At 45.0% G+C, this 14,824-nt stretch carries 15 protein-coding genes; 6 read left to right on the plus strand and 9 right to left on the minus strand.

Translation table 11 applies throughout. The annotated features are described in order from the left end of the window. The first annotated feature begins 206 nt into the window (after positions 1-206). Positions 207-1,298 (plus strand): threonine synthase, encoded by a 1,092-nt coding sequence (gene thrC / locus ACTIE0_RS18840; protein ID WP_006668302.1) that lies wholly within the window; start codon positions 207-209, stop codon positions 1,296-1,298. An 87-nt stretch (positions 1,299-1,385) separates the two neighbouring features. On the opposite strand, the gene ACTIE0_RS18845 is transcribed toward thrC, so the two are convergent. After that, positions 1,386-1,865 carry a hypothetical protein gene (locus ACTIE0_RS18845; RefSeq protein ID WP_006622995.1) on the minus strand — a complete coding sequence of 160 codons (480 nt, stop codon included), beginning with the start codon at positions 1,863-1,865 and terminating at the stop codon, positions 1,386-1,388. Between the two features lie 255 nt (positions 1,866-2,120). On the opposite strand from ACTIE0_RS18845, the gene ACTIE0_RS18850 reads away from it, so the two are divergent. Together ACTIE0_RS18850 and ACTIE0_RS18855 are read left to right on the plus strand one after the other, a co-directional pair. Further along, positions 2,121-3,284 carry a YihY/virulence factor BrkB family protein gene (locus tag ACTIE0_RS18850; RefSeq protein ID WP_006622994.1) on the plus strand — a complete coding sequence of 388 codons (1,164 nt, stop codon included), beginning with the start codon at positions 2,121-2,123 and terminating at the stop codon, positions 3,282-3,284. 6 nt (positions 3,285-3,290) lie between these two features. Beyond that, entirely contained in the window at positions 3,291-3,722 is a 432-nt protein-coding gene (locus tag ACTIE0_RS18855; protein ID WP_006622993.1) for a universal stress protein, read from the plus strand. 306 nt (positions 3,723-4,028) lie between these two features. On the opposite strand, the gene ACTIE0_RS18860 is transcribed toward ACTIE0_RS18855, so the two are convergent. From ACTIE0_RS18860 to ACTIE0_RS18870, 3 genes are read right to left on the minus strand one after another with little or no spacing between them, the layout of a single operon-like run. After that, entirely contained in the window at positions 4,029-5,333 is a 1,305-nt protein-coding gene (locus ACTIE0_RS18860; RefSeq protein ID WP_006668301.1) for a CO2 hydration protein, read from the minus strand. A 35-nt stretch (positions 5,334-5,368) separates the two neighbouring features. Beyond that, the gene (locus ACTIE0_RS18865; protein ID WP_006668300.1) at positions 5,369-6,880 is read right to left on the minus strand and encodes an NADH-quinone oxidoreductase subunit M; all 1,512 of its coding nucleotides are present in this window, start codon (positions 6,878-6,880) and stop codon (positions 5,369-5,371) included. 21 nt (positions 6,881-6,901) lie between these two features. Further along, positions 6,902-8,737: an NAD(P)H-quinone oxidoreductase subunit F gene (locus ACTIE0_RS18870; RefSeq protein WP_006622990.1), complete on the minus strand. Its 1,836-nt coding sequence runs from the start codon at positions 8,735-8,737 to the stop codon at positions 6,902-6,904. Positions 8,738-8,938: 201 nt separating this feature from the next. Here ACTIE0_RS18870 and ACTIE0_RS18875 point away from each other — a divergent pair, with 201 nt between their 5' ends. Continuing rightward, positions 8,939-9,217: a MoaD/ThiS family protein gene (locus ACTIE0_RS18875; RefSeq protein WP_006622988.1), complete on the plus strand. Its 279-nt coding sequence runs from the start codon at positions 8,939-8,941 to the stop codon at positions 9,215-9,217. Here ACTIE0_RS18875 and ACTIE0_RS18880 read toward each other — a convergent pair. The 4 genes from ACTIE0_RS18880 to ACTIE0_RS18895 all read right to left on the minus strand — a co-directional run bounded on the left by ACTIE0_RS18880 (position 9,188) and on the right by ACTIE0_RS18895 (position 13,251). Beyond that, positions 9,188-10,027, minus strand: a complete 840-nt coding sequence (locus tag ACTIE0_RS18880; protein WP_006668299.1) for a GUN4 domain-containing protein — start codon at positions 10,025-10,027, stop codon at positions 9,188-9,190. The genes ACTIE0_RS18875 and ACTIE0_RS18880 overlap by 30 nt on opposite strands. 93 nt (positions 10,028-10,120) lie before the next feature. Further along, positions 10,121-11,296, minus strand: a complete 1,176-nt coding sequence (locus ACTIE0_RS18885; RefSeq protein WP_006622986.1) for an NAD-dependent epimerase/dehydratase family protein — start codon at positions 11,294-11,296, stop codon at positions 10,121-10,123. Between the two features lie 72 nt (positions 11,297-11,368). Further along, positions 11,369-11,965 (minus strand): chromophore lyase CpcT/CpeT, encoded by a 597-nt coding sequence (locus ACTIE0_RS18890; protein WP_006622985.1) that lies wholly within the window; start codon positions 11,963-11,965, stop codon positions 11,369-11,371. Positions 11,966-12,120: 155 nt separating this feature from the next. Then, a complete protein-coding gene (locus tag ACTIE0_RS18895; protein WP_039932255.1) occupies positions 12,121-13,251 on the minus strand; it encodes an esterase-like activity of phytase family protein in 1,131 nt (376 codons plus the stop codon). Positions 13,252-13,462: 211 nt separating this feature from the next. Here ACTIE0_RS18895 and ACTIE0_RS18900 point away from each other — a divergent pair, with 211 nt between their 5' ends. Next, entirely contained in the window at positions 13,463-13,591 is a 129-nt protein-coding gene (locus tag ACTIE0_RS18900; RefSeq protein WP_260378635.1) for a hypothetical protein, read from the plus strand. A 94-nt stretch (positions 13,592-13,685) separates the two neighbouring features. On the opposite strand, the gene ACTIE0_RS18905 is transcribed toward ACTIE0_RS18900, so the two are convergent. Next, on the minus strand, positions 13,686-14,414 hold the full coding sequence (locus ACTIE0_RS18905; protein ID WP_006668297.1) for a M15 family metallopeptidase: 729 nt from the start codon (positions 14,412-14,414) through the stop codon (positions 13,686-13,688). A 62-nt stretch (positions 14,415-14,476) separates the two neighbouring features. Here ACTIE0_RS18905 and ACTIE0_RS18910 point away from each other — a divergent pair, with 62 nt between their 5' ends. Beyond that, a complete protein-coding gene (locus ACTIE0_RS18910; RefSeq protein WP_006622982.1) occupies positions 14,477-14,608 on the plus strand; it encodes a hypothetical protein in 132 nt (43 codons plus the stop codon). Positions 14,609-14,824: the final 216 nt, after the last annotated feature.

Here is a 14,824-nt window from a genome sequence, read left to right on the forward strand (position 1 = left end):
GCGGTCAGCCGCTTGAGTCGGTTTTCCTCTCCGTGATCAATCACGGAGCTTCCAACCTTCCCAGGAGTTTTACGTGACAGGCGCGAAACCGTTTTCACCTGAGTAAGACTCAAGGGCTGATTAACCCATTAGCCCCAAGTTATATAGCATGGCAACCTTGAAAAGTCAAGTAAATTTAGCCCAAAACAACAAACTGTAACATTGAAATGACCCTGACTTTGCCCGCAACTGAAAGAAAACTCAATATCTGGCCCGGTCTGATTGAAGCATACCGGGACTATCTACCTGTTACCTCAGCCACCCCCGTTGTCACCCTGCAAGAAGGTAATACCCCCCTAATTCCAGTCCCCACCATTGCCGCCGAAATCGGAAAACAGGTGCAGGTATATGTGAAATATGACGGATTGAACCCCACTGGGTCATTTAAAGACCGGGGGATGACTATGGCTATATCCAAAGCGAAAGAAGAGGGAGCCAAAGCCGTCATTTGTGCCAGTACAGGTAACACCTCAGCATCAGCGGCAGCCTATGCGCGTCGTGCCGGATTAAAAGCATTTGTCCTGATTCCATTGGGTTATGTAGCCCTGGGGAAACTAGCCCAAGCTCTCCTTTATGGTGCGGAAGTCTTAGCTATCGAAGGAAACTTTGACGAAGCCCTAACCATTGTGCGGGAGGTTTCCCGCCAATATCCTGTCACCCTAGTTAACTCGGTGAACCCCTATCGCTTGGAAGGACAAAAAACCGCCGCCTTTGAAGTGGTAGACGCTTTAGGTGATGCACCCGATTGGTTGTGTATCCCTGTGGGAAATGCCGGAAATATCACCGCCTACTGGATGGGATTTTGTCAGTATCATTCAGAAGGAAAATGCGATCGCCTCCCTAGGATGATGGGATTTCAAGCAGCCGGAGCCGCCCCCATAGTTAATGGTCACCCAATCACCCATCCCGAAACTATCGCCACCGCCATTCGTATCGGCAACCCCGCCAGTTGGGATATGGCTATAGCAGCCCAATCAGCCAGCCAAGGCAGTTTTAGCGCCGTTACTGACGAAGAAATCCTCAACGCCTATCGCCTTATAGCCTCCCAAGAAGGCATCTTCTGTGAACCCGCCAGCGCCTCCTCCGTAGCTGGACTGCTGAAAGTCAAAGACCAAGTACCAGCAGGAGCCACTGTAGTTTGTGTCTTAACAGGTAATGGCTTAAAAGACCCCGACGTGGCTATCAAACACAGTAATAACCCCACTAAAGAGGGTATTGCTGCTAATTTGGACGCAGTAGCTAAAGCTATGGGATTTTAGCCAATGGGAGGGGGTTGCTCAACTACAACTCCAGTTTCACCCCCTCCTGTAGCCCCCCTGTAGCGCCGAGTTTCCCATACCGGACTATTAACTATTGGACTTTCCGGCATTTTGAGCCTTGGTGAGCAGGTCCATGGTGTCCCCTAAAGCGGTAGTGAGACTGTTGCGGGTTTCTAGGTGATCGGCTTTCTCTTTCTCTAAGGCTGCCGTTATTTGGTAGACCTGTTCCCTAGCGCGATCGCGTTCTAGGGTAATCTGGACAATCTTATTTTTCAACTCCTCCACGGTTTCCAAGCTCTCAACCTCCCGCTCGGTTTGTACTCGCGTCAGAATCTCATTTTTAGCAATACCAAATTTATTCTGTAGTTGTTCAAGTTCTTGGCGCAGTTGAGCGATCGCATCTTGATGGCGGCGCACCTCTTCTCGGCGCTGCTGGGCTTCCGTATTATAACGCTCTCGCCACTGGTCGGCACTAGCTAAAGCCTGATCGCGATCGGATCGCAGTTGTCCTAACTGCTCTTGCAATCGCTTAATTTCATCCAACCATTGTCTAATATCCTGGTTCATAACTCAACCTAAAAATCCATAAGCAACCGGAAACATTGAATCCCTGGGGAAGTTTAAACCATCAGTAACACCCTGTTTCTGTGTTAAACCTTCCACAACAGGTCATACTATAAAGTAGCCCTGATTAAATCTCCCCCAACCCGCAAAATGCTACTCGCATTGCCCTGCCAATTTTTATATCACCTAAATAGGGCAATATTGCACTGTCGGTTCAAGCTGCCAAGTTTCAACCAGATAATAGACTGTGCTGCTGAAATGGTAGTTAACCTGTTATTAATCATCCTACACCTGCTATGGAAGCTGCTGTTAACCCTGCTACAGGGATTGAAAACCCTATGGATACTCAACCGTAAAGCATGGTATCTGGGGTTTGAGTGGGTAGCAGCCAAAACCGCCGATCTGCTGATTATCCTTTTCAAATGCCTATGGTGGCTAGGTCGTCAAATCAAAAAGCGCGTGGTGGATTTTGTTCTATTCTTTACCTACCTCAATTGGCAGACTATTCATAGTTTAGGAGTTCGTACTGTTCAACAACGGTTATACGGTTTGTCTGCCGAAATGGCTTATCACTCTACCTTAGCACTGGTTCCCGCTCTTTTTGCTCTGTTAGCCGCTATTAGTTCCAATCCATCTCTACAATCAACCCTATTGGAAATGGCGAATTTGTTAGGGGAAGTCGTACCAGAACAAGTGCAAAAATTGATTGGGGCAACTATGAGCCAATCGGGAAGAAGTCTTAGCCCTAGACTATTTTCGTTTAGTTTTATTATTTCTATTTGGCTGTTTTCTGGGGTGATTAGTTCCGCGATGGAAGCCCTTAATAGAATTCATCAAGTGCCACCAGACAAAATTAGACCTGTTTGGAAGTCAAAATTAATTGCGATCGCTTTGACTTTGGGTACATTATTGCTGTTGATTATGGCATCAGGGGCGGTCTTTATTAGTGATTTTTTGGTGGAAATTCTTGCCCGCAAAAGTTGCATCTTAGAAACAGTGGGTAATTGTCCCCTCGATAAAATTGATATGTGTTTAGCTCAAGAACCTGTCCAAGATTGTTTGCTTCAATCAACATTATTGGATACTTGGAATCGTCTACAATGGCCAATTACCCTCGGCATTGTCTCCACTAACTTTGCTCTGATATATCGCTATGGCCCTAGTTACCGAAAGCCTAAAACTCCCTTAATTCCTGGCTCAATTCTGGCCGCGATTTTTTGGGCTTTAATCTCTAATTTATTTCGCTGGTATGTTTACCAGTCTGAGTATTATAATGTTCTCTATGGTGCGCTCGGCACTTTTATTGTTCTGCTGTTATGGTTAAATATTAGTTCCCTAGTAGTGCTTCTGGGGGCGCAATTAAATTCCACAGTAGGAGATGAAATTCGTCGTAGAAAAACACAAGAGGATAGTAAAGGATAGTAACTGATGAGTTGGTTTAATAAAAATGCGGTATTAGTCCCTATCGATTTCTCTGAACTTTCTTTTGCCGCTTTATCCCCAGCCCGAGAGTTTGTCCCCCATATATCTCAACTCCATGTTATCCATATTTTGCCTAAATTACACCCCGCAGAACCTGGCTCTATGTGGCAATCAGTTAGTCCTCAGTCTCGACAACAACACGCAGAAGACGCTTTGAACAATGAGTTGATTAAAAGAGGATTTGATGGCGCAAAGGTCACGGTTTTAATTGGTACGCCTAGCCATGAAATTGTCGATTATGCTAAAGCTCAAAACATAGAGTTAATTGTTATGCCTACCCACGGCTATACTGGCGTTAAACGGGTGTTAATGGGGTCGGTCGCAGAACAAGTCGCTAGGTTGGCTGAATGTGCGGTTTTATTACTTCATGAAACCTAATACCATATCTACCACCCCTCGGTAATGCTGCGCTAGGGCTTCCATGGTGGGTCATCCCCAAATTATCGGGTTGGGATTCATATAACCTCTATGGTGCGTCATCCCCAAATTATCGGGTTGGGATTCATATAACCTCTATGGTGCGTCATCCCCAAATTATCGGGTTGGGATTTCTATAGCCTCTATGGTGCGTCATCCCCAAATTATCGGGTTGGGATTCATATAACCTCTATGGTGCGTCATCCCCAAATTATCGGGTTGGGATTCATATAGCCTGGGTATGACGCACCCTACGGGGAATTTAGCTTAACGGTAATTGGGAGTTTGAATATTCCTTAACCGTGCTTCGGGGCGTTTAAATCGATCCATTTGCGCCTCAAAAAAGGCTCTGTTGGCTTCTAGGTGGCGGGGGTTGGGGTCATCAAGGGGATATAGTAAAGCAGTCCTTAGAGCCTGAATAACGGCTGATGTGACGCAATACATGGAACGCTGAAAAGTGTTAGCCAACTGAATCAACATATCATCCTCACCTCGGCAATATTTCTGGTAATAATCCACCAAGTAGGGGGGTAAGAAGTGATACATATCCTGCATTAATAAAGTCGGTGGTATTCCAGCGGTACCAACTGGGAAAATATCGGCGTAAAGAATACCATAATGAAAATCCTTCTGGTCATCAGGAACTTCTTTAGCTTGGGCGTTGTAGGACTTAGTACCCCGGAAAGGTGCGGTGCGATAAAAAACGGCTTCTACATAGGGTAAGGCGGCTTCATAGAGCCACATAAAACCCTTGGATTTGGGGACGATTTCATAACATTCGCCATCAATATAAACATGATGATAAATAGGGCGACCTGCGATCGCAAAAATGCCATTAACCAGGAAATTCATCGCCTCGGGTACGGTGGTCATTGTCCCCTCATCATAGCGATCGCTCATTTCAAAAAATACGGGAGCCATAACTTCCCAAAATAGCCCTAAATTGCTATAATAGGAAAGTTGCCTGACCTGTTCTAAGAACATATCGGGGAACAGTTTATATAAACCCAGCATGACCGGATTTTTGCGGAAATAAGCGCGGATAGCGCGGTCAGCATTGGCTTTATATTCGTCTGTGTCTAAATAACTGTCAAATCTGCCGCCCATTTCTCGATGCCAAAACATGGCTTGCATACAGGCTTCGGCGAACTCCATATTAACGCGATCGTGCCATAAATGATGGAGGAGTTTGGGCATTTTTCGGGTTTCCCCTTTCTGCATAAATGCCAATAATTCCGGGTGAGCGATCGCTTCTCCGCGCCAAATCCTTAAATCGGCATCATCCCCGGCATAATGGTTATGCAGGTCTAAATATTCCTGGGGTAAAAAGTATTTAAAAAACGGCAACGGATTGAGGAACACCCGTTCAGCAATATACAACAAATCGCGCCAATAGAAATCCATAGGGACGGCATAAGCCTTATAAATGCCGATAATTTGCATCAAATTTTCGGGTGTATCGGGTAGCATAGCGCCTCCCGCCTCTAAGCGATGAATAATCTCCGCAAACTCATGTTGAGAGGGCGGTAATTTAGTGGGGGTTTTTTCTGCTTGCATGAAACTGGTTGTCATAATCAACAGTAATTAAGTGAACTGCGGGGAAAACATCATAAACTCGAAGGATTTTCGGGTTGAATTGCTACCTGTTGCACGGGATGAATACTTAACTCGATCGCCATTTGTTTGGCTGTAGGTTCACACCAGCGTAATAACCAACTAGGTTGCACGCCTAGGAACAGAATTAACAGGGCTAAAATCAAAGCTGGTGCTTGTTCAGAAAAGGAAACTTGGGGATAATAGGCTAACTCATTGTCTAGCTTACCAAAACAAGTGCGGTTCAGCAAAATGACAAAATAAACAGCGGTTAAACCAGAGGCAATAATACAGAGTAAACTCTGAATGGGGAAAACGGCAAAAGTTCCTTGAAAAACCAGAAATTCTGCCACAAATCCCACCAAGCCAGGAATACCCGCACTCGCCATTCCTGCCATAATTAATAAGGCGCTGGTGAGAGGTAGACCACGAAGGGGGTTCATTAAGCCATTTAAGAGTTTTAAATCCCTAGTTCCCACTTTGACTTCAACTATGCCAACTAAGTGGAATAGAATAGCTAAAATCAACCCATGGGCGACCATTTGGGAAATAGCGCCAATCAGACTAACTTCAGTTCCCGCAGCCATAGCGACAATAATATAACCCATGTGACCGATGGAACTATAGGCAACCATGCGCTTGATATCTTGTTGGGAAATAGCGGTTAAAGCCCCATACATGACGCTAAAGACGGCGACAATGGATAATCCGGGGGCGATGATTTGCCAGGTTTCTGGGAATAGTTGTAAGCCAAATCTAATTAATCCATAGGTTCCCAGTTTTGCTAATAGACCTCCCAGTAAAATGGTGACGGGGGCGGAAGATTCTACATAAGCATCAGGTAGCCAGGTATGGAGGGGGACTAGAGGGATTTTAATCCCAAATCCAATTAGGAGAATGGTCATCAAAAGCAGTTGGCTAATTGATGATAAATTCTGAGTATTAATGGCATTAAAATCAAAACTTCCTGACCCACTTAACCAAGCTATCCCTAGGAAACCTGCCAAAATTAAAATTCCTGAGATGGCGGTATAAATGAGGAACTTCATCGCTGCATAGCCGCGTTTTTCGCCGCCCCAAATGCTAATTAATAGATAAATGGGGATGAGTTCCAATTCATAAAACAGCACAAACAGCAGGAGATTTTGGGAGAGAAAAGCACCAGCGATCGCCGCATTTACTAACAAAATCATGGAGTAGTAAAGACGGGGGCGATTCATGTCGGGGCGACTACTGGCGATCGCCATAGGGGTCAAAATGGCGCTTAACCCTACCAGAGGTAAAGATAAGCCATCCATTGCCAAACTATAGGATAACCCTAATTGGGGAATCCAGGGCAGATATTCTTCCCACTGAAAACCGGGATTATCTAGGTCGAAATCTAGGGTTAATTTCAGGGTCAACAGCCCGGTTACTGCCATGAAAGCTAGGGCGATCGAGCGAATCCGTTGGGAGGTAAAGGAAGAGGGTAGCAAGCCGATTAACAGGCTACCAACTAGGGGAATTGCAATTAACAAACTAAGCATGATTGAGCATTTTTGAGGGAGTTAGAACAAACCAAGGGATAACAAACTTAACAGGAGAGTAATGCCTATCACAATAGTGAGGGCATAAAATTGAGTTTGTCCCGAAACGTTATATTTGAGGCTTTGTCCACTAAAGACTGTGGCTAGACCGACTAAATTCACGAAGCCATCGACAATAAATCTATCTATCCAATCAATAATTTTGGAGATGAGGGCGACAGCGGAAATGATGGTCAATCGATACAGTTTAGCGGTATAGAAATCGTAGGCGAAAAAGTCCTGAACTGATGGAGACCATAATTTAACGGGTTTCTCAATGCCGTTAAATACATAAATCCAGGTAGCTAGTCCACCACCGATCGCACTAGAAGCCACGAGTAATGTGGCTATAGTTAGGTTAATATTTTCCCAACTGGGTAGGACTCCCCAAGCCTTCAACAACAGGGGAATATGTAGACACAAACCCATTAAAACGGTCATCGGTAGCACTAAAGCCCAGAGTCCCTCCGGTGATCTAATAGTCATCTGTTTAGGAGGTCCCGCAAAAATCAAGCCCAACTCACGGGTGAGACTAAAAGCAGTTAAAGCGTTGATTACCAATAGGGTAATGGCGATCGCCGGTTGACTTATCCACAGATTTTGTGTCAACTCCAACATCGTCCAAAAGCCACCAAAAGGCGGCACGGCGACCAAAGCGATAATCCCGACAATAAAACAAATACCCGAAATGGGGCGGCGCGACCACAGCCCCCCATATTGAGTCAAATCTTGGGTAATATTATTGAGGATAATTCCGCCGCTGGTCATGACTAATAATGCCATAGCCATGGAGTAGGTCAACAGGAGTAATAACGCCGCCTGAGTTTGTCCATTGACTACAGCAATAAAAGTTATCCCCATATAGGAACTAACCGAATAGGAAATCGCCCGTTTGACATCAATTTGAGCAATAGCGATCGCACTTGCACCCACAGCGGTAGCCAAACCGATAAACACTGCTACAGACACCGCCACCGGAGACAGGGAAATCACCGGAAACACCTTAATTAATACCCAAGCCCCGCAACAGACAACTACCGCATTTCGTAGGATGGTACTAGGAAGGGGGCCTTCCATAGCTTCATCAAGCCATAAATGCAGAGGAAACTGGGCGCACTTACCCAAAGGACCCGCCAACAAAGCCAACCCTAACAGAGTCGCAACAGTAGGGTTAACCGTTGCAGTTTCCGCCCATGTTGCTAATTCGGAAAAATTCCAAGTTCCCGCCATGGGATACAGGGAAACCACCCCCATCAACAGGAATAAATCCCCCACCCGTTTAGTCAGAAACGCATCTCGCGCCCCAGTTACCACTAGGGACTGATTAAACCAGAAACCCACCAATAGATAAGTTCCCAGAGTGAGAATTTCCAAAATGATATAACTGAAAAACAGGGAATTGCACAATACCAGGGTGGCGAGTCCGGCTTCAAATAATGCCATTAGACAATAAAACCTCGCCCAACCCCAATCCATTTCCAGATAGCCGACAGCGTAAACTTGGGCTAGGAAATTCAGCCCAGTAATTACCAAAGTAGCGCCGATAGTTGTGACTGAGACTTCTAAGGGAATCGAAAAATCCAGATCCGCCACCTGTAGCCAGGGAATAACCATCTCATAGCCAGGTTGACCCCACATTCCGCCCAAGGCGATTAAGCCATGTACAAAAGCCATCAGGGTCATCAGGATATTTATATATCCTGCGGGTCTCGGTCCAGTTTTGCGGATAATTCCCGGAGACCAGGGAATTGATAGTAGCGTCCCCAAAAAGGGATAGCAGGGAATCCACCAAATGTTTTGCAGGAAAAATTCAGTCATAACTGAAAGATTGGGATAAATTGCTAAAATCCGTTCTCCACTATAAGGGAGATTTTATTTTCTCTTTAGATTTGCTATAGATTATAATCTATGATGTGTAGGTCAATTATCATCTGCTTGAGAAATTTGCAACCAATATGCTAATCTCAGCTTATCAATAAGGCTGTAAACTCCTGATAGCTTGGTTTTGACGGGTTTTTCATGATTGAAGATTTGATGTCCCATCCCTCGGTTACAGTGACGGTTAAACTATTCGCGGCTTTTCAGGAAGCCTATGGAGTCCCTGAGTTGGTATTGCAACTCGCACCCGAAACTCCTGTATCTCATATCCTTGATGTAGCGATTAGCGAATATCCCCAATTGCAACAATGGCGGGATTTAACCCGGTTTGGGGTTAACCTGGAGTTTGTCAATCCAGACACCTACCTAAAAGACGGAGATGAGGTGGTTTTAATTCCTCCCGTCAGTGGTGGCTGCTAACAGTCTCTCGATAAATGACGATAAAATCTCGGAGGCGGTGGCTATTCCTACGCCGTAGCAGGACCGCCGCCGCCAAGGAATTACTGGTAAATGTCCCTTGGGGGCGTTTAGGTTAAAGATTAGTTCATCATAATATTTCCAACTACCCTCTCGCCATCCAATGCGATCGCAAAATTTACTATAATCTGATTCTACAGTTTCCCAGATTTGCTGTTGAATTGTTAACCCAAACAATCCACTACTATAATAATCCCATAAATAATCAATTGTCCGTAAATCGGTGAGGGGAAAATTCTCAATATCTTCCACATTTAACCATCCCATTTGTTCCCTTCCGGTCAGATATAAGATAATCTTCCAAGTATACTCATCAGCAGTTTTCCACTCTCCGGCTGCCAATAATTCCATTAATCCTGTATAGTCCATACCCACCTCAGACATGGGGGGATTTTCGGCTTGATTATCTTCTAACCAGATCCGCATTTTTGACAGGGTTTCTGTCACCTGTTCAGGGTTAATGGTTTCGATATGATAGAGAACCCAATCTAGTTGATTTCTCAGATTCTCTCGCTCAATTTTCGCTGCTGTCAGTTCCGACTCAATGGCATTTATTCTGGGTAACAAATCCGCTACCGTCACTCGCTTTTTCTTGCGTTTTCCCTGCAAACTATCTAGGTTTTTCCATGTTTCTATCGCCCAACCTAGTTGTTCGGGATGAATTTCGGTTAACTCTAAATTCCAGTTACAAACCTCACAATTTCTCGGAATATTTTGCAAATATTTATATCCACAAACCGGACATATAAACATATTATAATTTCCGGGATTTAATTATCCATTATCCATGGTCAATTATCAGATTCCCCGCCTATCTCTCTGGGGAGACATAGGGGGGAAAAGAGATTAGCTTTTCGCGTAAACGGAACCCGGATTACGCCAGGAAACCTTGGGTAGAATTTCATTTTTGTCTACCCGATGTTTGTATTTAATGGCGAAATTCAGCAAAGAATCCAAGAGTGAATCCGAGAGATAATGAGGCTGCAAACCGAGGTCTAACAGATTAGTGTTTTTAGCGTTGAAATAATGGTCTTCCAATTCAACCCGAGGATTTTCGATATTCTGAATCTCCACATCGAACCCCAGGGTCACACCTGCCTTTTTAACCATCATCGCCAGGTCGCCAACGCTAAACATCTCGGTAAATTGGTTAAACACGCGGAAATGACCAGGTTCAGCGGGATTAGCGATCGCCAACTCAACACATCGCACGGTATCGCGGATATCCAGGAAAGCCCTAGTTTGTCCTCCCTTACCATAAACCGTCAGGGGGTGATTAATGGCAGCCTGAATACAGAAACGATTTAAAGCCGTCCCAAAAATCCCATCATAATCCAGACGGTTGATCAACAACTCATCCATTCCCGTCTCTTCGGTGAGAACCCCATAAACCACACCCTGGTTTAAATCGGTAGCCCTCAGACCCCATATTTTACAAGCAAAGTGGATATTATGGCTGTCATGAACCTTAGAAAGGTGATAGAAACTTCCGGGCTGTTTCGGATACGGGACAGTATCCTTACGGCCATTATGCTCAATGGTAATATAGCCCTCTTCGATATCAATATTGGGTGTACCATATTCACCCATAGTCCCCAACTTGACCAAATGTGCATCAGGGAATTCTTCCCGCATAGCATACAGGATATTCAAATTCCCCATTACATTATTGCTTTGGGTGAGAACTGCGTGTTCACGATCTATCATTGAAAAGGGAGCCGATCGCTGTTCACCAAAATGAACAATAGAATCTGGCTGAAACTCCCGCAAGCTATTGATCAGAAAACTATAGTTATTGATATCGCCCATAAACAGGTCAATAGACTTACCCGTTAAATCACGCCAGCGCTGAATCCTTTGTTGAATAGGGGCTATGGGTGTCAAGGTCTCAATACCTAGCTGTTGATCCCAGTGTCGCCGCACCAAGTTATCCAGAATACCCACTTCATACCCACGGTTGGAAAGATACAGCGCCGTCGCCCAACCGCAGTAGCCGTCACCACCAGTAACCAGAACTCTCATAAACTTTCAGTGAAATTTTGTATTTGTTGATACTTAGGTTAATTTATCAGCAATTGGTCCCCCTATAAACCATTATTGCCCTAACTTCACCTCATCAGCAAAACTCGCCCAGCGCACAAACTCAAAAGGTCCAGCTACCGCGCCCCAGATATGCTCATCGGTTTCTGGGTCCATACCACGATCATGGCTAATAAAGCGATCGCCGTCTATCTCAAAACTACTATCCAAATAAGTCAGTTTTCCCTTCCGTTCTACCATACAGCTTTTCCCGGGTTCGACGACTCCCTTAAATCCCTTTCCGGTCCAGTGGGTGATAAAAGTACAGCCGCACCGTTTGTTCAGTTGTTCCGGCTTTAAGGCTTTCAGGCGCGAGACTTCCCTAGAAGCCCCAAAAAACTCCTCTTGACCATCAATCTCATAATTCTCGATTTCGATATGATCATCTACAGCGATTAATTTCAGCACCCGCACCCGGTAAGGCTGTTTCAGGTTAATATCATAGGCCTGTTCCAGATACAAACTCAACCCATTGAGAAGTTCCCACGGTAATGGACGCATACAGACCCGAATATGAGCGAAAAATGGCGGATTTTCAAAGGCTTGGGCTTGGTTGCTGAAGTCCGCAGCCAACCAACGCCCTAGGGTCAGAATATCTGTAGCGTGTGTCATAATAGCGCCAATAAATATGATTTCCTAACAATTTTTTCTCGATTCTGTAGGATACAACAATTGGGTACACAGTTCTAGGCGGCACCAAGCTGGATCACCATGGGGGCGCAGTAGCACCCCCAACGCCAATGATTGACTAAATTGCCCATCATCGATTATCCCTTAATTCCGGTCAGGCGAAAAATCAATAAACCGGGAGGGTTATCTTTAATGACGACTAAACTCTGTCCACCGTCAGGAAGCCGGGGTCCCAAAGTCATACCAGTAACTTGGGCATTAACTCCTAATTCTGGGAGGTTTAAAAGCAGTTGTTTTCGCAAGGGTTGAACTTTGGTTAATTTACCGCGTAAACTGGCAATGCGGGAGGTATCTGTTGCGTCTCCACTAAAAACTTGATAAATTCCGGCACCGATACCACTTGCCGATCGCTCTAAACTCAGAAATGAACCTCCCCGGTTTAGAGCCACCAGTCCGGCTAACTCCCTTCCCTGGGCATCTTCATCAAAATTATACAGATTTTCCGACACTAAAAACGAAGCGCGATCGGCTATCACATAATGCAATATTCGCACTTTCCCCGCACCGCTATCTATATCCTGCTTTAGTGGTGCGTATGGTGCGACAAACAACCTAAATGGGTCCATCCCACCCGCACTAAAACCATCAGGCGCTATGGCTAGAGACTTTATGCCTAACTCGGGTTGTAAGCCTTGGGGGGGTTTGGTCTCATCCTCATTCAATACATAGCTGCGAGGTAGTGGGACGGTATTTTTTAGGTCCCCCGTTTCTAGGTCATATTCCCCAATGTGGGAGTTATCTGTGGCGATAAACAGCGACTTGCGCGGGGAAAAGGCTATGCTGCGCGCTTCCCTTGGGCGATCGCTTAATTTGATGCTCTCCTCTATCGTAATTTTGCCAGGAACTGGCGACTTGTTACCGTCAGCAAACTCCCACCCTAGGGTATATAATTCTGTCGGGTCGCTTTCGCCTTCGGACTCTCCTAGGCCATAGAAGCGAATACCACTGTCGGTGGGTTCACCATATCCGGTAATCTCATAGGTCAAATCTGACAGCCTTTGAGACTCTGGTAGTTCGTACTCACCCACAAACTCTAGGGATAAATCTAAGAACATCCGGTTCGCGGCTGATACCTGTGGCAGGCTACATGATGTCAGCAATATCGCCACAGACAGGGTGATTACAGCCATAACGGTTCGTATAGCCACGGGGATAGGGAATCTACCATGTTCTACCCTGAATTTATCAGAATTTTCTAAATGTGTCAAGATTAAATCACTCCTAGCCACTAATTCCTAATATGAAGTTAACAGATTTTCCCGATTTTAACTATCCTTAGAATCTCTGATCATCTCTCAATTATTACCCCGCCATCGTTCCACAATTCCTATGGCTCTCTCTCACTCGGACCGAGTTAGACACGCACAGATTTAGGCTTGACAAATTCGGCGACTTGACCTATACTTGTATTGTGGGAAAATGTGGCGGCATATATATGCTAATTTCTACATAATAGCCAGCCTGGAGAGCGATCGCTTCTGGCGGAAATGTTGTCTGTCTCTCACGGCTACAGGGTTAGACACAGCCACACAAACACTCAACGATTAAACATGAAATTAACTAGGGTTTTGGGCTTGACAAACTCGGCGACTTGACCTATACTTGTATCATGGGAAAATGTGGCGGCATATATATGGTGATTTTAACTATACCGACCATAACAAGCGATCGCGCCTTTTGTACTCTGACGATTATGCAGCCAAGCCCACATTTGGTCACCATAGGAAAAATGCCACCATTCATGTAAGTGTTGTAGGAACCCAGCCCGGGTCATGACCTGCTTTAAGATTTGTCGATTTCGATGATATTCTAGTTCGGTAGGATCGGAACTTTCGGCAAAATAATCTGGTTGAGACCGAGGAGAAATCTCATCAATATCAGAACCCATATTAAGCGCACTGACCGTCACGATATCAAATAAAGTAACATCGACAGCAGCCCCAGTGCTATGGGGGGGAGGGGTAGCAGGGTCATGGCTAGGAATAGCCCAAAATTTATAAACTTCCTCCCACAATTGTTGTCGCTGTTGTTCGGATAGCAATTCTAGGGTTAATCCTGTGGCTTTAAGTTGTTGTTGAAAAGCATGATCAACCATAAACTGTTGTACTTCAATGGGTCGATAAGCATCAAAAACCAAAATCCGCAAATGGGGATATTCAGCTTGTAAATATTGATTAGCGGTAATTAAGCGATCGCCAACATTCTCTCGCAGGTAATAGGGGGAACTAACGGGAGAGAGTTGATAAGGCGCACCCAATTTATGATAGGGGTGAGGAGACTCAAAAATAAACAATTCTGCGGGAATGGGAATCAATAATTCCCCACAATCTTGAATCGGAATTTTTTGATAAGGTTTGTCAGTAGATGTCATAGATTAATGTACCAAAAAAAACTCAGCCCCCCCCATATACCCTATCATTTTATTAAGGGTAAGTGGCTAATATCTTCCTAGCCAGCATAGCTAGTGGGAAGGCGATCGCCACTCAAAAATCAGTGCCGATTTTCGTTTATGGGTGGACTGAGAATAAACTAGGGTCCGGAATTAACTATAGCAATGAAATATAAGAAACTTATAAGGCGGCGGGTGAGTTAGCCAAATTTATTTGGGGAGGTATGCGCGAAAAAAAAACTCAGCCCCCCATATACCCTATCTATGTAAACAGCATCAACCCTCGGAGAGAGTTTCTGAGTTGTGATAGGGGTAAGTGGCTAACACCTGACGAGACAGCATTACTTCTTGGTAGTCTATCCACGAGGAAAAATCAGAAGTGTGGTTAGTTT

The sequence above is a fragment of the Limnospira sp. genome (assembly GCF_051859755.1).
In the GTDB taxonomy this organism is placed as follows: domain Bacteria; phylum Cyanobacteriota; class Cyanobacteriia; order Cyanobacteriales; family Microcoleaceae; genus Limnospira; species Limnospira fusiformis.